The organism is Lysinibacillus sp. NPDC096418, from assembly GCF_044762775.1.
In the GTDB taxonomy this organism is placed as follows: Bacteria; Bacillota; Bacilli; order Bacillales_A; family Planococcaceae; genus Lysinibacillus.
In genome coordinates, this window is the sequence record NZ_JBIWEY010000015.1 from 76,453 (window position 1) to 97,079 (window position 20,627).

A 20,627-nucleotide genomic window follows, 5' to 3' on the forward strand; every position below is an offset into this window, starting at 1 on the left:
TTCAAAAAAGTATCATCCGTACTTTGTCTGCTCTTTTCTAGCTTTTCTGTGATTGTCTCCGGACAATTACTTTGGTTTAGTGCTATTATTATCGACGAGTTAAATCTTGGAGGAAGTTCAACTGACACTTATATTTTTTAGGTATAGTTATAACCCAATGTGCTGTAGTATATATTGCTTTTATAAAAGCAAACAAGAACAAAAAAATACCGCACCGCTCTATAGAGGACTAATCCTCCTAGAGCATTGCGGTATTTTAATTAAGTTTTAAAAATTATAGAGCTTTCACTTTTGCTACAACGTTTTCAACTGTGAAGCCGTATTTTTCCATTACTAGTTCACCTGGTGCAGATGCGCCGAACTTGTCAATCGCAAGTACATCACCTTCGAAACCAGTGTATTTATGCCAGCCGAATGAAGATCCCATTTCGATAGCAAGACGTTTTGTTACAGCTTTTGGAAGAACTGATTCTTTGTAAGCTGCGTCTTGTTGCTCGAAGCGATCCATTGCAGGCATAGATACTACTGCTACGTCAATACCTTCAGCTTTTAATGCTTTTTGCGCTTCAACAGCTAAAGATACTTCAGAACCAGCAGCAATAATTAATGCATCAGCGACTTCTTTAGAGGCTGGTGATACTGTGTAAGCACCTTTTTTAACGCCTTCACGTACAGTTTCGATAGGCGCGTCAAGTACTGGTAAGTTTTGACGTGATAATACTAAAACAGTTGGAGTTTTTTCAGAAGATACTGCTAGCTCCCAAGCTACTGAAGATTCGTTCGCATCAGCTGGACGAATTACAGAAAGGTTTGGCATTGCACGTAATGAAGCTAAATGTTCAATTGGTTCATGTGTCGGACCATCTTCCCCAACAGCGATTGAGTCATGTGTAAATACATAAGTAACAGGTAGACCCATTAATGCAGAAAGACGTACAGCTGGACGAACATAGTCAGAGAATACGAAGAAAGTACCACCGAATACGTTTACGCCACCGTGAAGCGCCATACCGTTCATTGCTGCACCCATTGCGAATTCACGAACACCAAACCAAATATTACGGCCTGCATAATTGTCCGCTGAGAAATCGCCAGCGTCCTTCATTGTTGTTTTGTTTGAACCAGCAAGGTCCGCACTACCACCGAAGAATGAAGGTGTTTTCTTAGCTAACGCATTGATTGCTTCACCTGAAGAATTACGAGTTGCAACAGATTTACCTACTTCATAAACAGGTAATTCTGAAGCGAAATCTTCTGGTAATTTACCGTTCATTGCTTTTTCGAATTGTGCAGCTAATTCTGGGAATTCAGCTTTATAAGCTTCGAATAATTCGTTCCATGCACCTTCAGGCCCAGCACCTTGTTCTTGTGCTGCTGCGTTGAATGTGTCATACACTTCTGCAGGAATTTGGAATGGTTCGTGTGGCCACTCATAAGCTGCTTTTGTTAATAACACTTCGTCGTTACCAAGTGGTGCACCGTGTGAATCAGATTTACCAGATTTGTTTGGTGAACCGAAACCAATTACTGTTTTTACTTCGATCAGTGTTGGTTTACCAATAGATTTTTTCGCTTCTTCGATTGTAGCGTTAATTGCTGCTGTATCATTACCGTCAGCTACTTTTAAGTAGTTCCAGCCGTATGACTCGAAGCGTTTTTGAACGTTTTCAGAGAATGATTTTTCTAAATCACCATCTAAAGAGATATCATTTGAATCGTAAAGAACGATTAATTTTTCTAATTTTAAGTGACCAGCTAAAGAAATTGCCTCAGCTGCTACACCTTCCATTAAGTCACCGTCGCCGCATAGTGCGTATGTGTAGTGATCTACAATGTCATAGCCTGGTTTGTTATAAGTTGCAGCTAAATGACGTTCAGCCATAGCCATACCAACTGACATAGCAATCCCTTGACCTAAAGGACCAGTAGTGGCTTCAACACCAACTGTATGACCGTACTCAGGATGTCCTGGAGTTAATGAATCCCATTGACGGAAGTTCTTAATTTCCTCCATTGGTAAGCCATAGCCACCAAGGTGAAGTAAGCTGTATAAAAGCATTGAACCGTGACCTGCTGAAAGTACGAAACGGTCGCGGTTAGTCCATTTTGGATTAGCTGGATTGTGGCGAAGTTGTTTCGTCCATAGCGTGTAAGCCATTGGTGCAGCCCCCATTGGTAAACCTGGGTGACCTGAATTTGCTTTTTCAATTGCATCGATTGACAATGTTCGGATAGCATTAATCGCTAGTTGATCCGCATGTTGAGTCATGATATTGTGACATCCTTTCTCGTCCTAGATATTGTACTTTTACAGTTTAGTCAAGATTCCATAAGAAAACAATGCTTTTGTAATACTACGTAAGATTTATGAAATACTAAATCAAAAAAACGTCACATTAATTCAAGAATTTATTCTTTTTGGCTTGCTTTACCTTTTCTGGCGTTACATCATTTCCTTCTGCATCCACAATTTTCACATTTTCGATTGTATCACGCATTGTTGCACGGAAGGTGTCTAAATATTCTTTACGAAGTGCTGAACGTTCCTTCGCCTCTGCTTCTGTTAGATTTCCTGCTTTTGCCTTTGCTGATAATTCATTGATACGATTAATTTTTTCTTTCGATAACATTATTCCACACCTCTTTCGTACTTATACTACTACAAAAGTATGCAAAAAAGATTAGAAGAGCAAATTATTTGCCTTCTAATCTTTCTTGGTGTTCTTGGAATCTTCGATGTACAGTAGCTTTACTGACATTAAAGCCTAAACCTCTAAGCGTTGTTGCAATTTCTTGAAAAGTAAAGCCTTTGTTACGAAGCTGGATAATCTCTTCAATCGGTACTTCTTTTCGCTCTTGTCCATATGCATTTCCACGATTCGTTAGATTTTTTTCAGGGCGGTAACCGTTTTCGACTGCACGGCGCATACCGCGGCGGATTTTTGCATTATGAATTTTGCGCTGATACTCTTCTACAATCGCTAATATTTCTAGTAACATCGTGTCCATTTCATTTAGCTGAACTGGTCCTGAATCTTCCACCGAAAAAACATCTGTTTCCGTTTTTTGCAATAAATGAAGGACTGCCATACGCGCATTACCACGGCCTAAACGTGTTTCATCTTGAACGAAAAGAGCATTCACGCCTTCTTCTTTTATAAAATCTAGCATTTCAAGGAGTCCTTCTCGCTCAACATCATAGCCACTATGCTTGTCTTTGAAGACACCTTTTATACTGTAACCTTGATTTTTTGCGTAGCTTACAAGTTCATCTTCTTGTCGCTCAAGTGATGAGCTTTGCGTCTCTTTTTCAGTACTAACACGGCAATAGACAACAGCCGATTGTTTTTCATTCATCATTGTTCATTTCTCGCAATTTCTATTGTATTGATGGGTTTAGCTTGCTCGCCAACTACTGGAATAACTAATGACTTTCCTGCCACGATTTTCGAATCTGTTAATTCATTTTTTAGCTTCACGATTTGTATCCACTCATCAGTAGCCATTTTACCACGATGTAGTTCACCTAACGACCATAAACTATCGCCATGTTTGATATCAATTTCTTTATATGTAATTTCTCCAGGATCAGTTATTAAGAGATATCCTGCAAATAATACGCAAGCTCCTAGTAAAATTGAAATATGTATGTTTTTTTTCATCCAACTCATTATCAATTTCCCCTTTTAGAATGTTTGTTCGGAATGTATGTTCTCATAATAAAACGAACAAACGTTTTTGTCAAACACTTTTCGAACCTATGTTTGCATACGTGTTCGCATTCTGCTATACTATTTAATAAGGAAAACGAGTACATAAAGTTAAAGAGGTGAGCATTATGAAAAAAGTTTCGAAAAGGCAAGAGGACATTTTAGCATTCATCAAAGAAGAGGTTCGTGCAAAAGGTTATCCACCATCTGTACGTGAGATTGGAGAAGCTGTAGGACTTGCTTCTAGCTCGACTGTGCATGGTCATTTAGCACGTTTAGAGCAAAAAGGCTTAATTCGCCGTGACCCAACAAAACCACGTGCGATCGAAATCCTAGAGCCTGAAGATACCATTCAAAAGCAAAGTGTCATTCACGTGCCTTTAGTTGGTAAAGTAACGGCAGGTTCACCAATTACCGCGATTGAGAATATCGAGGAATACTTCCCATTACCAGACACATACGGTACTAGTGAGGATCAACTATTCATGCTAGAAATTATGGGTGAATCCATGATTGAGGCAGGGATTTTGGACGGGGATTTAGTCATTGTAAAGCAAAAGTCAACAGCGAATAATGGTGACATTGTTGTAGCGATGACAGAAGAAGATGAAGCAACAGTTAAACGCTTCTACAAAGAAAAAACGCATTTCCGCTTACAACCTGAAAACGCTACGATGGAACCGATTATTGTGGACCAAGTTTCGATTTTAGGACAAGTAGTTGGTCTTTATCGCCGCGTACAATAGTAAAAGTTAAAGCTGCCCTACCAGTCTAAATCTGACTGTATTGGACAGCTTTTCTATTATTATTATTTTGTTTTATATGCCTTACTAGCCTCGACAAATGCTTTAAATAGCTGTTTCGCCGCTTCATTTCCCGCAATTGCTAGTTCCTCAGGGTGCCACTGAACGCCTAAACAAAAAGGTAATGCTTCATGCGCTACAGCCTCGATTATGCCATCACTCGACGTTGCAACAACATTCAATGACTCAGCCAGCACATTGATTGCCTGGTGATGATACGAATTAACAGCAAGCTGCTTTTGTTCAATAATTTTCATTAATAAATTACCTTCGTCAATATTTACATAATGTGTTGCAACACCTCTAGCTGCTTGTTGTGCATGCTTTAATAATTTATTACTTTGAACTTCCGAATCGATATCCTGATATAATGTACCCCCAAGTGCGACATTAAGTAATTGAATACCTCGGCAAATTCCGAAGATTGGCATTTCTCTCTCGATAGCTCTATTTGTCAATGCAAGCTCAACCATATCGCGTTCAGGATAAATTTGCCCTAATTTCGGAGACGGTTCTGCACCAAAATAGAATGGATGCACATCATGACCACCCGAAAGTAATAACCCATCTGCTATAGATAAAACCTGCGAGACATCCTCATCAACACCAAATGGCACTATGATTGGTATCCCGCCTGCTTCTAGTATACTCTTACTATATGCCGCATTTAAACGTGAAGATAAATCATCCTCCGCACAAGCGGTAATTGCAATTACCGGTTTCAAAATTTCATTCCCCCATTAAAAAATTTCAACTTTCTTCCATAATATAAAGTACCACTCATAAATCTTATCGCCATAGAAATACACAATAATCGCCGCAAGGGCAATCGATGGACCAAATGGCACATGCTTTTGTTTCTCTTGTTCCCGTACACGTAGAATCATAATGCCCACAAATATACCAATCACAGCTGCTAAAAACAGCGTCAATAGAGAATCTATCGTGCCTAGCACGAGCCCGATTAAAAAGAATAACTTAATATCGCCCCCACCCATACCACCACGTGACAACACAGCAATGCTATATAATATGCCAAATCCTACAACAGCACCTAGTAAACTATCCCACCAAGGCGTTAAAGGAGATAAAATCCGCCCGACGATGAATAGCGGCAAAAAGAAAATCAGCACTTTATCAGAAATCAACATGTACGAAATATCCGATATAACAATGATGACAAGTAGTGAAATAAATAGCAATGCCATCAAAAACTCCACATTAAATCCAAGTTGCCAATAAGCAAAAACAAATAACCCGCCTGTGATAAGCTCCATTAACGGATAAATCCATGAGATTTTGTGCCCACAACCACGACACTTCCCGCCTAACAATAAAAACGACAACACCGGTACTAAATCTAGTAGCTTCAGCTGACGTTGACATATCGTACAATGTGAAGGTGGCGATACAATTGACTCCTTCATCGGTACACGTAAGCCAACTACATTAAAAAACGAACCAAAGACTAGTCCAAATACAAAAATCAAACTACTAATTAGCCAATCCAATATGTTCCTCCGCTTCCTCTGAATCGACCGCCATCTCTTACTATGTATCATACATGTTTTTTTGTTTTATTTACCAAAAAAAGTGTGCTTCCACCGAATTTTTTTGGCGGAAACACACTCACCTTAAATTTTAGCCTTGAATGACGTAACATCCTCATCAAGTACGAAGCCTGTACCTCGTTGTTTGTGTGCGTAGGTAAAGAACAATGCAGTAATGGCAATCGCCCCTACAGCACCTCCCACATAAGAAGCAGTTAACGGCAACCCAAAGCCCATCGTTGGCTCAAATAGAATATAGACAAATACCATGCTTGTCATGAAAATTGCTGGTACAGTCGCAATCCAGTGATTTTTGAAGGAAAGGAATAGATACATTGCGCCTACCCATAACGCGATAACAGCTGTTACCTGGTTTGCCCATGAGAAGTAGCGCCATAAAATATTAAAATCTATTTTCGTTAATCCATAAGAAATAACGAATAACGGAACCGCAATCCAGATTCGACTTAGAACCTTGACCTGTGTGAATCTGAAATAATCGGCAATGATCATACGTGCAGCACGAAACGCCGTATCACCTGATGTTATCGGTAAAATAATAACGCCTAGAATTGCCAAAGTACCACCAATTGAGCCAAGCATTAGAATAGAAGCTTCACTTACAACTGCTGCCGGACCACCTGCTGCGATCATTTCATTTAGGCCACCGTAACCACCAAATAAACTCATTGCTGCAGCTGCCCAAATCATCGCGATAATACCTTCTGCAATCATCATCCCATAGAAGATTTTACGGCCTTCTTTTTCATTCTTCGTAGTACGTGAAATGATAGGAGATTGCGTTGCATGGAATCCTGATAGTGCACCACATGTAATCGTAAAGAAAATCAATGGGAAAATCGGTAAAGCTGCTGGGTGCATATTTTTCAGTGTTAATTCAGGAATCGGTGAGCCTGTTACAACAAGACCAATACCTACACCTACTGCGGAAATCACTAATAGTGCACCGAAAAACGGATAAAAACGACCGATGATTTTATCTACCGGTAATAGTGTCGCTAAAATATAATAGACGAAAATAACAAATGTAATAATGGCAAGACTAAATTTTGCATCCATTAAGTTGTATAGAAGCATTGCTGGTGACGATACAAATACTGTCCCTACAAGTACTAACAATAATAATGCGAAAACGTTTACAATATGACGCATGTATTTACCTAAAAATTTTGAAGCTAGCTCCGGTAAATGAGCACCACGGTTACGGATTGAAATCATCCCTGTTAAATAGTCGTGGACTGCTCCAGCAAAAATACAACCTACCACTATCCAGATAAAAGCCACTGGCCCATAAAGTGCTCCAGCAATTGGTCCAAATACTGGTCCCACCCCTGCAATGTTTAGTAGCTGAATAAGTGAATTTTTCGACGTTGACATTGGTACATAGTCAACCCCATCAGCATTCACATATGCTGGTGTAGGACGTTCCTCTTTCTCACCAAATACCTTTTCTACATACTTTCCATACGTGAAATAACCTACAATTAATAGCACAATACAAACTAAAAACGTAATCATTCAAACACCCCTTTGTTCACGGAATTTTCACTATATTAATAATGTTAACACTACAATTAAGTCGCAACAATAATAAAAAAGCGCGAACAAATTGTTTTTTTGTAAATATATGTCGTTTATTCACATAAAAAAAAAGAGGCTCCAACTTGACTTTGGATCCTCTTTAGCAATTTATTTTTTTAATAAGCGATTCGATAAAAATAAGCCAAGCCCACCAATTGTCATAAATAGTATTGCACGAATTAATAAATCTAGTGCTGATAAATCAAAGAATACTAATTTCACGATGGCGGATACTAAAATCGTAAAGCCGGTTAATCTGAGAACTTTCAAACTTCGCTTCGAGCTAAGCCACAGCGAAATGCTCGCAAACATAAAGAGCATGATTGTCGTTAAAGCAATACGAATCGTCCAATCAAGTAGCTGATTATATGCTAACTGATACAGGAGTCCCCATACGCTAGCCATCACAACCACAATTCCAGCGCTTATTAAATGGTCTGTAAATCCTCCTATTATTTTACGATACTTTTGTGCAATGCGCCCATTCATATAAATATCCATCAAAATTGCCACAAGTACTGCCATATACACAAGCCTTGTTATAATATTAAACCATTCTATGCCTTGCATATTGTAGGGGATCAACGTTAACAATATTGTAATCAGCAGGAAAAACACCCCTAATACTGGCGTCAATACTCGCCCGATATACTTGTCTGGCACGATAAGTGATACAGTAAAAAGGACAGCAAGCACAATACACATCAGATGTGGAATATCAGAAACACCTGCAAAATAAGCTACATCTATTTTGCCGATATAAGCCAAGAAGTAAGTACACGTGATGACAGCTAAAAAATCAACTACATAGAGATCCTTCATTGCTTTCTCGAATAAATTCAGTGTCCCTTTCGGACGCTTCGCATACACATATATCACAATTAAATACACAAGCGGTAGCACTAAACTAATATGTGAAAGACTAAAAAATGGCGTCGCCTCATGTATGAAGTAACTTAAGAGTACTGTAATCATAAAAATAAATGAATGGGCAACCTTCATGACGCTTGCACGTAGTCGCAGTGCAATCATCACACCGACGAACGCACTAAACGGTAGTAGCAATCGGTCAACATCGTCCGGTAAATTCATTACAAGAAGTACATTGAGTAAAGTCAAAATCGCGAGTGTCCCAGCAACATCAAACGCTTCTTGAAGCTTGTGTCGATGTCCATATAACGTCATCCCTAAAAACAAACCAAACATGATTAGCAATAACACTTCACTATAGGAAAGACTACTTACGAGTAAATTTAACAGTAGTAAACTAATGCCACTTGCGCTAAATAGTAAAGCTGCATGCACTCGCTTCCATACTAGGTCGACGATATCCATACGACACCAGCTCATGAAAAACATTGATAAAGCACCGAGCAATGTTAATGCAAAAACAGTTTTATTGTCTCCGTTTATAACAGACAAAATACTAATTGCAAATACCGAGAAAAAGGTAGCTACGTATAACGTGATTTTTTGCTGATGTTGAATGATGACAAACTGCAGTGCGCCAAATAACACAACGATAAAGCCTAAAATAATTACAGGACTAAATTCCATGTATTCGAGTAAGTATGGTAACAGGAGAGATGTAAAGGCTACAAACGTTGAGAGAACCTCGTTTTTCTTGAAAAAGCTTATGGCTATGCCATATCCGATATACAATAACGCAATCATAAGTGCTACATATAATCCCAAGACCTCATACATAATTGCTCCCGCAGCTGTCGTTAAAATCCCTATAATAAACGCACCGCCATATAACGAAATCGTAATGGCTTGAGAACTAAGTTTCTTATCTTCTAACACGTAAGCTGTAACCGCTAACGCTACAGACAATACGTAAGCGAGGATGATTTTCACCTCATTGGATAAATAGCCGTAATCGCTCACTAATTTGAGTCCCCATAATACGCCCAGTACCAAAATGATCATAAACACTTTCGGCAATGCCCACATAATACGTTCCTCTAATGAGCGCGTTGGTTTCATTTCATTTTCTATTGCTGGCTCAGGTTTTGCCTTGGATTTTTGTAATACCGGCATGTCTAAGATGATTGGCTTACTCATAATATTTTTAGGACTCTGCTCTTTTTCCTGATGTTGCTTCAATGCATTGACTTCCTGCCGCAAATTCACAACCTCTTGCTCTAACTTTGCGATTCGTTGCTCCACTTCCGCTGACATTCGACCATCCTCCTTACTTTTTAAACTATTCACCTATTATAATATATTCACACGAAGTGTAAAATTACACTTTTATATTTTTGTTAATTTAACCTTAATTTTTCTTATAGCTATATTATTATATAATTTTAGGGTGACTAAAATTACTCCCCACTGCAACAGGCTTTCCACTGAACTATTTTGGAGAACGCTAAATTATCGCTGTGGGTGCTGCAATATTCATTAATTTCTACTTTTAATCATTACCCTAAATTCTACCTCGGTCTTCTATACATCTGTGCTCGTTCACTATCTTTTAAACCGCTTGTTGTGGGGTCAACAACGACACCCATTAATACGAGAATTGATAAAACTGTATTTAAAATGGATGTTAGTTGCTCACTCATCATATTTGTTAAATCATAGCCAAAAATCGCTCCAACTTGTTGTGCGAGTAGAACCACTAAAGAAAACATCGCCAATAAAAACGGCTTATGCATAAAACGCACTTTCCAGTTAATTCTCATAAAAATTCACCCCCTCCCTCCTCAAGACATTATATGCGCTGGTACGCGGTGAGCTTATGCAAAGATGGAACTGTTAAAAAGTAATTGGAACGGCATTTTTCTTTTAGATTAAAAGCAACAAAAAAAGAAAACTCATGGATAAAGATTGCTTGTATAACCAGCTATTTAAGAAAGAAATAGATCTTTTGTATTATAGTAAAGTATGTTAGAAATGTTGTTCGATAAAGTGTTTTACAGGACAACGGTTCAAACTATTTTCAGATAATCTTTCAGCTTCATCCTAGGTGTGTTGATTAACCAATTTTATCCAACGCTAATGAAAGAAAAGGTTGAATTCCACTACAATATATAAAATCAGCATTATTCATAGCGGAATTTATTATGGGAAAGCTAAGGAGTAGGCAAGAATCATACAATAATCTCCTAATCGACACGCATGGTTCTTTTTACATGCAGTGAATTAGCTCTCAAATCTCCTAATTTTATGGAAGGAGCTATTCAAGCGGGATACTCTGCTGTAAGCAAGTTAAAATAATAAGTTTGACTTCAATAAAAGGAACACGCGATGTTTTATCAAAACATCGCGTGTTCCTTTTTGATTCTACTTCTATTTACAGTGGATTTATGTGTAAGATCTACTGACTTTGTCATACGATCGAATAACTATAGTTTCAATCAAATGCTTTCAAAATAACTGCACTTACTTGTGATACGGTTCACCGTAAGAGGCTTAAGTACAATTTTTATACAACGCTTAAATATAAATCGAATGTGTCCTCAGTTTTATGTACTTTGTGCAACTTATACACAGAATACATAATTAATTAATATATCACAGGTTGCTATGCTATATTAAATAAGTAGTAAACAACAATTATTGACACCGAATAATGGTAATTTTAGAATGAACAAATTAGCATCATTGGGTGCCAAACCCATTAGAGTTCTTCAGGAACAAAGAATTCTACCGCAGCATCTCCTTGTGAGATGTTGCCTTTTTTGTTTCCATGAAATTTTTTGGGGTCGCTGCTGAGGAAGCAGCTGCATGGTCAGCCTTCACACAATCAATTGCAACAATGAACGCAATAATGATGGCCTCCATCTCCTCATCCAATGTTTGAACCTTATAGCTATCTCCCCAAGTGAACCACTCCTTGTTCACTTTACCGATGACTACACCATGCTGTAAGACCTGAAAATCCATATCCCACCAGTTACTATGTATCTCAATGTCTGCTCCATCAATCGTATAGCGTGCATTAAAGAAAGAAAACTCTTTCTTAATCGTTAACACCTCTCGACCATTTACCTCAACAAAAAACTTCGGTAAAAAGCTGAACTCCTTTTTCGTAATAAGCGCTACTTCATCTCTTGTTTTATTCATAATGGAGAAAGTCTTCGGAATTTGCATAAAACTACCCTCTCCGTAATAAACATCCTTCTCCTGCTGATCCTTTATTGTGAATTTGCCACTTAGACTGAATACCTTTTGCTTTATATAAAGTTGCTTCTTTCTACACCTCCTTCGAAATAGCATATCAATATAGCGCAGATTTCATCATAGCTATTAATAATTATCGAAATAGTTTTTTGAAATTTGGACTTATAAATTTATTAAGAGCATTATATGTAAATACCTTTTTAACAAAAAAGATATGCAAGAAAAGAAATTTGCATATCTTGCTAATCTATTCAACACTACGGTTCTTCGTAACAACACTAAAGCAGAGATTCACTTTTTCATATATAAGTAAATTTTATAAAAAAAGTAGTTCCTTCAGATCCTGTTTGAAATTCAATTTTTGCGTTATGACGGGCAGCAATTGCATAGCATATGCCTAGTCCTAAGCCAGTGCCATTATCTTTGGTCGTGTAAAATGGAGTACCCAATTTCTCTACTATCGCAGGACTGATACCTTCTCCTTGATCCTGTACTGCAAGAATTACACAATTTTCATCTCCTTTGTAGGTACTGATGGATAGAACCTTGCCTGTGCTCATTGATTCTAAGCCATTACGGTATAGATTTATTATCAATTGTCGTATTTCGTTACGATTTAAAAGTAAATCTGGAATGTCTTTCAGATTAAATTGAATAATTTTATTTTGATTAAATGTATCTATCTTTATTAAAGGAGTAATATCTCGAATAATAGAATTTAAATCTAACATCTGTAAATCGGATGTCTTTGTATTACCTATAGAAAGGAATTCAGTAATAATAGAATTGGCACGGTCAAGCTCTTCGATCATTATATTAAAGTAATCATTATGTTTTTCGAATTCGCTCTCTTCTTTTAATAGCTGCAAAAATCCTCGTACTGTTGTCATAGGATTTCTAATCTCATGGCTAATACCTGCTGCCATCTGACCTATTAAGTCTAGGTTTGATAATCTTTTTAATTCCTTCTCATATTTCTTTTTTTCGGTTATGTTTTTCAAAAGGCAGCAGATTCCCTCATCATATGGGTAAGCAACTGCTTCGTACCAATAATCACCATAAGCTGAGGTCATTTCGAAATGTACTGCTATTCGCTCTGACATCGCACGATGAAATTCCTCATACATGACCGTATCTACACATTTTGGGAAAATTCCCCATATATTCTGGCCTAATACATCTTTTGCCGTTTTCCTTTGCGGCAAATATTGATGTTTATTCATGTAAAGAAATTCCCACTCTTTGTTCAATGCAAAGAATCCATCCGTTATACTTTCAATAACACTTGTAACCTTTTCATTAGCAGCAGCTAATTCCCTCGTTCGCTCTTCCACCATATTTTCAAGTTGGTCCATATATAACAAGTTTGAAATTGTAGGGGCTGTGGCATCGACTATCGATTTTGCTAATTGAATTTGAGATTCATGGAAATTACATGTTTCCCCTCCTAAATTGACAACTGTTATAACCCCTAATACTTCCCCCATTGAAACCAGTGGCATCATAAGTAGACTCATACTATCTATATTTGGAGTGAGAATTATACTTTTTGTTTCAATAATCTGTTGAATCATTGCTTCGTAGCTTTGGTTCATTCTTATGCTTTTAAGATTCTCCATCCAATTGGCTTCTGTCCAATCACAGTCTTTATTAAACTTCATGAATGTGATTGTGTTTTTTCCCAACGGATCCAGGATGTGGGCTGCACTTTTTTTGCTACCTAAAACCTTTCCTAAGTAGTAAAAACATTTATCAAGACTTTTCTGCACAGAGGAACACATCGACAAATCACGTGTAACATTGAGTAACAACTGCTTTTCTGCAATAAGGTTTTCCTTTTGCTTTAAATTATTTACGTTTTGAATTGCAACTGCAGCCATATTCACATATGCTTCAACACTCTGAATTTCTGATTCTGTTAAATTCATCGGCGTTCCATAATCAAATAAAAAAACTAAACCAAATATCTCTTGCTCATATGAGATAGGCAGTGCTAATAAGGATTTAATTTTGAAGGCTTCTACCGATCTCGGGTCCGGCCGATTATCCTTTGAGGTATCAGAGATATAGATGGTTTTTTTAGTTTCAATAACCTCTTTGGCCAGTAAGTCTGTTTCAATATCAATTACCTGTGTATCGAGCGTTATGCCATTCATATCTTCTGGTTTCCCTACAAATCCTCTAAATGTGCCATCTTTTTCAGGTAAATAAATACCAACCGAGTTACAATGCACGATTTCCTCGGATATTGCCTGCGTTACACGCTGTAAAACTTCACGTAGTTCTAACTTTGTATTAATTACTTTGGTTATACTCGCGAGCCTAGAATATCTCGTCTGTTCACTTAACATTCACAATGTCTCCAATCAAAACCTACTAAAATTAAAAGTAAAAGTATAATTTCTAGCTAATAGTCTAGTTCTAGATCAGTTTACTATTTTTAATTTTATATCTGTATCCTATTATACATGGAAACCTCTATTACTTATGATACGGTTTACCTTGATAGCGCTAGCCTGTTTCGACCCGATGATAGGAACGACCATAAGGACTTCTAATAACTTCAATTCGCTTTTATTAGTTCCTAATATCCTTCCATTGCCAGTCACCTTCAATGGCTCTATTCACTTAACAGACCATTCATATGATACCAATGAATAAGAACTGATTGTTGATTCTGTTTGCATGTGCTACATTCTCCAAACGATTTTTATTGTCATTTGTTCCCTTGCAGCAGCAATATTTAACACTCGTACCAATACACATTTTAAAATGAAAGTAACATTTAATTCATAAATCTACTATATTCCCATTTTATGCTTATACTCAGTTTGGAGAAAAAGGACTATCCAACAAATTCTTAAATGGAAACAGGTATAGAAAAAGAGAACTTTTTCTATACCTGTTTTTTTTATACTTTTTAGTAAATCACTATTTTAGTTGGTGATGGATTGTAGTGGAAGGCGGCGACTCCAGCTGGAATAGCATGAGCTGAATGCCCCGCAGGAGCGGTGCGACGAAGAGACTGAAGTTATGCCCGCGGAACGCGTACGTCTGAAACGGAAATCAATACATGAATAAAGGAGACCATCTCTTAGTCACTAAATGACTTAGGAGAAATCCCCTTCTAAAACCGCACTTACTTATGATACGGTTCACCGAAACTAATATTAAATTCGTTTTAAAATAGAGTTCCTTATTGGACTAACCCGCTTCATTAGCACAATAAAATAGGAATCTGAGCTTGGTTTATTTCGAAAAGCGATTATGCAATAAACTTCGCAAACCAAGCAACATAATGTGCCCCAGGTATAAATAAAAACTGTGCCAAAATTGTTCCTAAAAATCTTGACGCCATCATCATTACAGAAGCTCTTTTTAAATCTAGATAGCTTCCTCTCTTATTTATAACATCATCAGCAAGAATTGAAATTTTAGGGTCAATGAATATAATTAAAAGAATCGTCGCCACACCATTGATTAATCCAGAAGCCATTACAGCAGTAGCCTTTAATTTGGGAACTAATAAACCTGCATATAAAGATGATAAAACTCCAATAGTATAAATCGCAGTAATTAGTATATTGATAACAAATAATTTGACTGGAATATCTCGCAAACCAATTCCCTTTAAATAAGTAAAGCTTGGCATACGAATATGTTTAATCCCACGTCTTAAATATTCAAAAGTAAACCCTTTTTTCAATAATGCTGGGATAGAACCTCTTTCCTCAGCCAAATTAATAATTCCTCTTGAAAAGATTGCTACGAAAGTTGGAAGTAATAATATCCCTATTAACGTACCTATTGATGCTGCTCCAATAATAAATCGATATTGACTTTCTACAAAGGCTAACGAATTGACTGTAGGTACTGTATCCACTAAACTCCCTGTAAACGGTTGTTGCATCATGTTCGCTAACCTAGAAACCATTACCATTACATTAAAAAGTGCTAAAGCTGAAGCTAGTAACTTTACACGTGCTCCTGATAAACGTACTGCATAAGCAAGTGTTTCGATTGAATGAATGATTAGAACAAATAAAGCAATCATTATTAATTTGTCTGTTATTAATTCCACTCTCTATACCTACTCTTAGCTTTCCAATTGTTTCACCTTTAGACGTTTGAAGTTCAAAATAGTTCCAAATTCATCTTTGTTTAACTGATCGTCTATCTAAATATACTTTCTTTTTGATAAGAACCACTAGAGCATTATTATTAGACTACCCCGCTTCATTAACACAATAAGTTTTAATTCAAGCTTTAATCCTTAAATAAATTGGCTTTTTCTTACTTGCTTTAACCTCAAACTAAGGTGGCTCAATATTCCTTAACTTTTATGATGATAGCCATATTAGTAACCAAATGTAAATGCTTATTCAACTAAACTCCTCCGCTAGTACAAAAAGAAAAGTGAGTTGTTTAGCAACTCACTTATTTTTAACGTAAAGCTCCCATCAGTTTAAGTAGGATTATTCACAAACTAATAACTGATTGTGTCACATTATTGTAATCTATTTCTTATTCGACCTAATTGAAATTTTATTTGGGTAATGTTATTTTAAAATAAAGTTATTTTTGATTTTACTAAGTTGCAAATCTGTGATTTACGCCTTATGTAATTGACTAAAATAGTAATAAAAGCGGATTACGCAACGGAGGTTTTTTCTCATGGAAAAAGGTACAGTAAAATGGTTTAACTCAGAAAAAGGTTTTGGATTTATCGAACGTGAAGGTGGCGAAGATGTATTCGTACATTTCTCAGCTATCCAAGGCGAAGGATTCAAAACTTTAGAAGAAGATCAACCAGTAACGTTTGAAATTGAAGCAGGACAACGTGGTCCTCAAGCAACTAACGTTCAAAAAGGGTAATTTCCCTTTTCCTAGAAAGAGGATGTAATTCTGTAATTCACAGAGTTGCATCCTCTTTTCTTTCTCGAAAGGATATTATTAAGTCTTTATTGCGAATTATATTTAAAATTGAACCTACAGATGGCGGACAGTACATTCCTGTAGGGAAGGACCGCATGACCTATGAAATTTCCCCTGGGCCTAAAGTTAAATTGATAAATCACACGCACCTAAAGACGTATCACAGCCTATATAGTAGCTTTTAGTATCTTTCGGTTTCAGGGAAGCATTTAAACCATCTAGTCTTTCACATAGAATTCGAAGACCTAGAAAAGAGTTTTATCAAAGGTACTTTTAATTAATTAAGGACAACATCTATATGACGCTGCCCTTTTCACAAATGCCACCGATAGTTTAAGAAGAAATCTTTAAAGTTGAAGATCAAATCATTCAAAGTCCCTTTCAATATTTACCCGATTTTCTCCGCCAACTCTAAAATAATTCCCTCTGGACCACGAACGTAGCATAACTTATAACTTTCTTCATATTGCTGTATCTCACTAAAGATTTCCGTGCCTTTCTTTTTCAATTTTGCAACAATCGCTTCAATATCTTCAACAGCAAAGCAAATATGGCGTATACCCAGCGTATTTGCAAAAGGTTGCTGAATACCTTTTTCATCTGACGGCGAATTGAATTTAACTAGCTCTATCCATGCCTCACCATCTGGCATCCCCAATCCTACACATGCCGTCTTAACATTATTTAGCCCAACTATTCTGTCCAACTGTTCTCCATCCAATTCCCATTCCGCTTGCACTTGAAGTCCTAAATCAAGAAAAAAAGCTTTAGCCTCTGAAAGATTATTTACGTTTATACTCACATGATCTATTCTATTGATCTTCATAACTCATGCCTCCTATGTTCCTGTTATTTTAAATACCTGTATTCGTGTAAGGGTTTGTTTGACATTCTAATTCGCTTAAAACAGAAAATATCCTTCTTCAACAAACCTACTTCGTTAGTACAATAAGAAAAAAGAGCTGTCTAAGCGGCTCAATGGTCTTCAAGTAACGCCCTTTAATTTAACAAGCATCATAATTTTTTGGAATTAGTTTCAATAATTTTTCACCACGCTGTGCATTTGATTATTTACAAAGAATCGACAAAACTTTGTTTGTTCAAATAAAGTATCATTTGAGATTTCACCAAATACATTGTTTGGGGAACGTTTATTCTTAATGAATCTTGCAGAAAAAGGTTTTCCATCAACAACTATTTTGTAATGTAGGTCACTATTCCAACTGCCTTTATGTTACTCATTTTCAATGATTCATTTCCTAATGAGTAAAGTTCAAGTGCTTTTTTATCAATTTGTACTATTTTATTTCTCTTTAAAGATAAGTAGTGATTTACCTTATTTTTTAAATTTATCAAAGTGTTCATTAAATGTATCTTTATACCTTATTGTTACATCCAGCTCACTTAACATTTTGTGCAGTTTCTCTATTAAATCATATTTCCCTCTTAGATATAATCAAACCACGAATGACCAGTTTGAAATTGTCTTTTCAAAGTCATTTTTAGCCAATCCCTTTGTTCAGGCAGTAAATATGGAAGCATAATTTGTAAATCTTTAAAATCTTTTTCTCTAACCTTTGAGCTACCACCCTTATAAAGGAGTTGAATCTCGGGTCTCAAGTAAGGTATCTCATCATCTGTTCTTAAAAATATATCCTCTAATCTTCTTCGAATAGATTTTTCTCTCCTGTATATCCAGGATTGTTGCTCTGTCTCTACTAACATAATTTGAAAAGCCCAGGGGGAACTACTGCTTTTAGTAGCCCAGATGTCATTTGTGGTTTTTAAAAACTCGCCTTCTTGCCAAGGAACAAGTCTCCCATTCTCTGCTTTGTATAACATCCAATCACCTGACAAATGTTTATAGGCAGTCAATTGTTCCTCTCGAAGTATTATTACATCTATATCATCATGTACCCTTGACTGTTTGCCTATATGTAAATCTAAAGCCCATCCCCCTGCAATACCCCATTTAATCGGAATAATAGAAAAGAGTTTATAAATCTCTGTTACGGTGATTGATTCCCAATTATCTATATCTGTCCTCAAATAGATGTCCTCCCGTAGCGTTGAAATAAAATTTGATTAAAAGTATCCTGTAAACGTTGATTTTCGTTATAAAAACCCACCGTTTTAAAATTAACGGTGGGATTCTATTGATTAAATAGTGTGTTTTCTTAAAAAGTTGAACAAAATTTTTAATAAAGTTATCCTATATATTCCCTAAATGATTCGTATCATTTATAAAGTGAATTACCTTTTCCTTATCAGTAAGTTCAATTAAACTAATTCCTGTATCTCCAATTCTAAAATAATAATCCATGTTGATTGGCATTTGGTAAAAAGCACGGAGTATATTATTAATTACCCCACCATGCGCAACAATCGCTATTCGCTCATATGTATTTCCTGTCACAATCTTAGAAAATATCGTTTCAATTCTCATTCGAAATTCTATGAATGTCTCTCCATTTTCAAAACTTTCATGAAAAAATTTTGGCTCAGGATACTTTTTCGCTTCTTCAAAGGATAATCCAGCTTGTACACCATTATTAAACTCCATTAATTCTTCTTCCAATTGTACTGGACACCCTATAGTTTCTCCTAATGTTTCAGCGGTTTCGCGTGCTCTTTTTAGAGTACTCGCCCATATAAAATCTGGTGGGAAATCATTTTTGACTTTTTGTGCTAAACTTCCCACTTGGCTTCTACCTCTTTCAGTTAATTCAAAATCAGCTCTTCCTTCATGTACGTTTAAAATATCTGCTTCCGATTCCCCGTGTCGAATTAATAGTATTTGCATGTCTTTTCCTCCCTCAATAAATGTTGATATATCAACGATTTGACCCTTTTTTTAAGTGGTGAAAATATTTTTTCTCCGCATCTTACATATAGTCTTTTCTAGTTCTTCAATACATTGTCATTTGATGGGTACGCTTCGCTAAAGTTAATTGGATAAAATTAACTCAATAATCCATTATGTGATGCACAATCGGATCTCTGCGATGCTTATGATGACGTACCCTCCCATGTCTCTTGGCGTCTAGCGCATACATTCCTTCGTTCGGTCTATTCATAAGGCAGAGGCTGGCGATGCTCCTTAAGGGACTCGCAGTCTTGCGTAATAAATATTGCCGGCTTCTCCGTGTCATCCTTCTGTTGTGGTCGAGCTAAGGTGTTGCTTAGGCTGCCTCTACGAGACAGTAGAGGTCTTTCATCATTTGGTTCACATCAAAATGCACTTTCTTCTTGCACAAGGTGTGTAAAATCTTCAGTAACTTTCCACAGAGCACGACAATCGATTGCTTCTTACGAAGGGGATTGACGGTGCGTGTAGTGTAATATTCATGTAATTGTTTAAAGGCTTCATTATGACGAATTAACGGTATCATCACACGGAATAACAGGGCTCGAAGTTTCCTTCTACCACGTTTGGAAATCCGTTTTTGTCCTTTGTGCTGTCCAGAGGAGTTTTCACGTAACGTGAGGCCCGCTAGTTTGATTAATTGGCGTGGATGCTCATATTGTGTGAGAGAACCGACTTCTGAAAGTAGCTCGACAATCGTTACGTTGCCGATCCCTGGAACAGAACCTAAGTATTCATAGTCCGTTATTTCTTTCGATAGTTCGATTAACTGTTCAGTTAAGGCGTCTAGTTGGTTTTGCATCAATTTGTACTGAGCTAGAAGTGTGGCGATTTCTATTCGTGCCATCACTAGCCCCTCTGTCAGTCCGATAGAGTGCTGTGCCACTTCGACTAATTGTTTGGCTTTTGGTAGCTGGGGCGATTTTAACCCCTCTACCTGTCGGTATAAAAACAGTAATTCTTCTGGTGATTTCCCTTGAATATCTTTTGGCAATGGTGTCATTTCAAGTACTGCATATGCCATCTTGCC

Annotated in this window: 18 protein-coding genes and 2 pseudogenes; 3 read left to right on the forward strand and 17 right to left on the reverse strand. The window is 36.9% G+C overall.

The features are described 5' to 3' along the window. Nucleotides 1–274: 274 nt before the first annotated feature. From tkt to yneA, 4 genes are all read right to left on the reverse strand, one after another. Nucleotides 275–2,269, reverse strand: coding sequence for a transketolase (gene tkt / locus ACIQZG_RS13080; RefSeq protein ID WP_402755640.1), 1,995 nt, complete (start codon nt 2,267–2,269; stop codon nt 275–277). Nucleotides 2,270–2,396: 127 nt separating this feature from the next. Next, nucleotides 2,397–2,630, reverse strand: coding sequence for a DUF896 domain-containing protein (locus ACIQZG_RS13085; RefSeq protein WP_402755641.1), 234 nt, complete (start codon nt 2,628–2,630; stop codon nt 2,397–2,399). A 64-nt stretch (nt 2,631–2,694) separates the two neighbouring features. Further along, complete coding sequence (locus ACIQZG_RS13090) at nt 2,695–3,360, reverse strand: YneB family resolvase-like protein (protein WP_402755643.1); 666 nt, start codon at nt 3,358–3,360, stop codon at nt 2,695–2,697. Next, the gene (gene yneA, locus ACIQZG_RS13095; protein WP_402755645.1) at nt 3,357–3,671 is read right to left on the reverse strand and encodes a cell division suppressor protein YneA; all 315 of its coding nucleotides are present in this window, start codon (nt 3,669–3,671) and stop codon (nt 3,357–3,359) included. The genes ACIQZG_RS13090 and yneA overlap by 4 nt, the downstream gene beginning before the upstream one ends. Before the next feature lie 167 nt (nt 3,672–3,838). Here yneA and lexA point away from each other — a divergent pair, with 167 nt between their 5' ends. Then, nucleotides 3,839–4,456: a transcriptional repressor LexA gene (gene lexA, locus ACIQZG_RS13100; protein WP_402755647.1), complete on the forward strand. Its 618-nt coding sequence runs from the start codon at nt 3,839–3,841 to the stop codon at nt 4,454–4,456. A gap of 62 nt (nt 4,457–4,518) precedes the next feature. Here lexA and ACIQZG_RS13105 read toward each other — a convergent pair whose 3' ends face one another. The 8 genes from ACIQZG_RS13105 to ACIQZG_RS13140 all read right to left on the reverse strand — a co-directional run bounded on the left by ACIQZG_RS13105 (nt 4,519) and on the right by ACIQZG_RS13140 (nt 15,850). After that, entirely contained in the window at nt 4,519–5,238 is a 720-nt protein-coding gene (locus tag ACIQZG_RS13105) for a gamma-glutamyl-gamma-aminobutyrate hydrolase family protein (protein ID WP_402755649.1), read from the reverse strand. A gap of 15 nt (nt 5,239–5,253) precedes the next feature. Further along, nucleotides 5,254–6,024 (reverse strand): prepilin peptidase, encoded by a 771-nt coding sequence (locus ACIQZG_RS13110; protein ID WP_402755651.1) that lies wholly within the window; start codon nt 6,022–6,024, stop codon nt 5,254–5,256. Nucleotides 6,025–6,147: 123 nt separating this feature from the next. Beyond that, nucleotides 6,148–7,602: a carbon starvation CstA family protein gene (locus ACIQZG_RS13115; protein ID WP_402755653.1), complete on the reverse strand. Its 1,455-nt coding sequence runs from the start codon at nt 7,600–7,602 to the stop codon at nt 6,148–6,150. 171 nt (nt 7,603–7,773) lie between these two features. Next, the gene (locus ACIQZG_RS13120; RefSeq protein ID WP_402755655.1) at nt 7,774–9,849 is read right to left on the reverse strand and encodes a DUF2339 domain-containing protein; all 2,076 of its coding nucleotides are present in this window, start codon (nt 9,847–9,849) and stop codon (nt 7,774–7,776) included. Nucleotides 9,850–10,103: 254 nt separating this feature from the next. Beyond that, on the reverse strand, nt 10,104–10,355 hold the full coding sequence (locus ACIQZG_RS13125) for a phage holin (protein WP_402755657.1): 252 nt from the start codon (nt 10,353–10,355) through the stop codon (nt 10,104–10,106). A gap of 964 nt (nt 10,356–11,319) precedes the next feature. Then, nucleotides 11,320–11,892 (reverse strand): LURP-one-related/scramblase family protein, encoded by a 573-nt coding sequence (locus ACIQZG_RS13130; protein WP_402755659.1) that lies wholly within the window; start codon nt 11,890–11,892, stop codon nt 11,320–11,322. A 203-nt stretch (nt 11,893–12,095) separates the two neighbouring features. Continuing rightward, nucleotides 12,096–14,147, reverse strand: coding sequence for a GAF domain-containing sensor histidine kinase (locus tag ACIQZG_RS13135; RefSeq protein WP_402755661.1), 2,052 nt, complete (start codon nt 14,145–14,147; stop codon nt 12,096–12,098). A gap of 914 nt (nt 14,148–15,061) precedes the next feature. Beyond that, on the reverse strand, nt 15,062–15,850 hold the full coding sequence (locus tag ACIQZG_RS13140; protein WP_402755676.1) for a lipid II flippase Amj family protein: 789 nt from the start codon (nt 15,848–15,850) through the stop codon (nt 15,062–15,064). A gap of 620 nt (nt 15,851–16,470) precedes the next feature. Here ACIQZG_RS13140 and ACIQZG_RS13145 point away from each other — a divergent pair. Both ACIQZG_RS13145 and ACIQZG_RS13150 read left to right on the forward strand, forming a co-directional pair. Continuing rightward, the gene (locus ACIQZG_RS13145; protein WP_402755663.1) at nt 16,471–16,671 is read left to right on the forward strand and encodes a cold-shock protein; all 201 of its coding nucleotides are present in this window, start codon (nt 16,471–16,473) and stop codon (nt 16,669–16,671) included. 89 nt (nt 16,672–16,760) lie between these two features. Beyond that, a pseudogene (locus ACIQZG_RS13150) lies at nt 16,761–16,916 on the forward strand (DUF3888 domain-containing protein); the annotation flags it as partial. 203 nt (nt 16,917–17,119) lie between these two features. On the opposite strand, the gene ACIQZG_RS13155 reads toward ACIQZG_RS13150, so the two are convergent. From ACIQZG_RS13155 to ACIQZG_RS13175, 5 genes and pseudogenes are all read right to left on the reverse strand, one after another. Further along, nucleotides 17,120–17,557, reverse strand: coding sequence for a VOC family protein (locus tag ACIQZG_RS13155; RefSeq protein ID WP_402755665.1), 438 nt, complete (start codon nt 17,555–17,557; stop codon nt 17,120–17,122). A 261-nt stretch (nt 17,558–17,818) separates the two neighbouring features. Then, nucleotides 17,819–17,965, reverse strand: a pseudogene (locus ACIQZG_RS13160) (aminoglycoside phosphotransferase family protein); the annotation flags it as partial. A gap of 212 nt (nt 17,966–18,177) precedes the next feature. After that, nucleotides 18,178–18,780, reverse strand: coding sequence for a nucleotidyltransferase domain-containing protein (locus tag ACIQZG_RS13165; protein ID WP_402755667.1), 603 nt, complete (start codon nt 18,778–18,780; stop codon nt 18,178–18,180). Nucleotides 18,781–18,943: 163 nt separating this feature from the next. Next, nucleotides 18,944–19,534 carry a histidine phosphatase family protein gene (locus tag ACIQZG_RS13170; protein ID WP_402755669.1) on the reverse strand — a complete coding sequence of 197 codons (591 nt, stop codon included), beginning with the start codon at nt 19,532–19,534 and terminating at the stop codon, nt 18,944–18,946. Nucleotides 19,535–19,913: 379 nt separating this feature from the next. Further along, a partial coding sequence (locus ACIQZG_RS13175) for a transposase (protein WP_402755671.1) occupies nt 19,914–20,627 on the reverse strand: 714 nt, incomplete at its 5' end.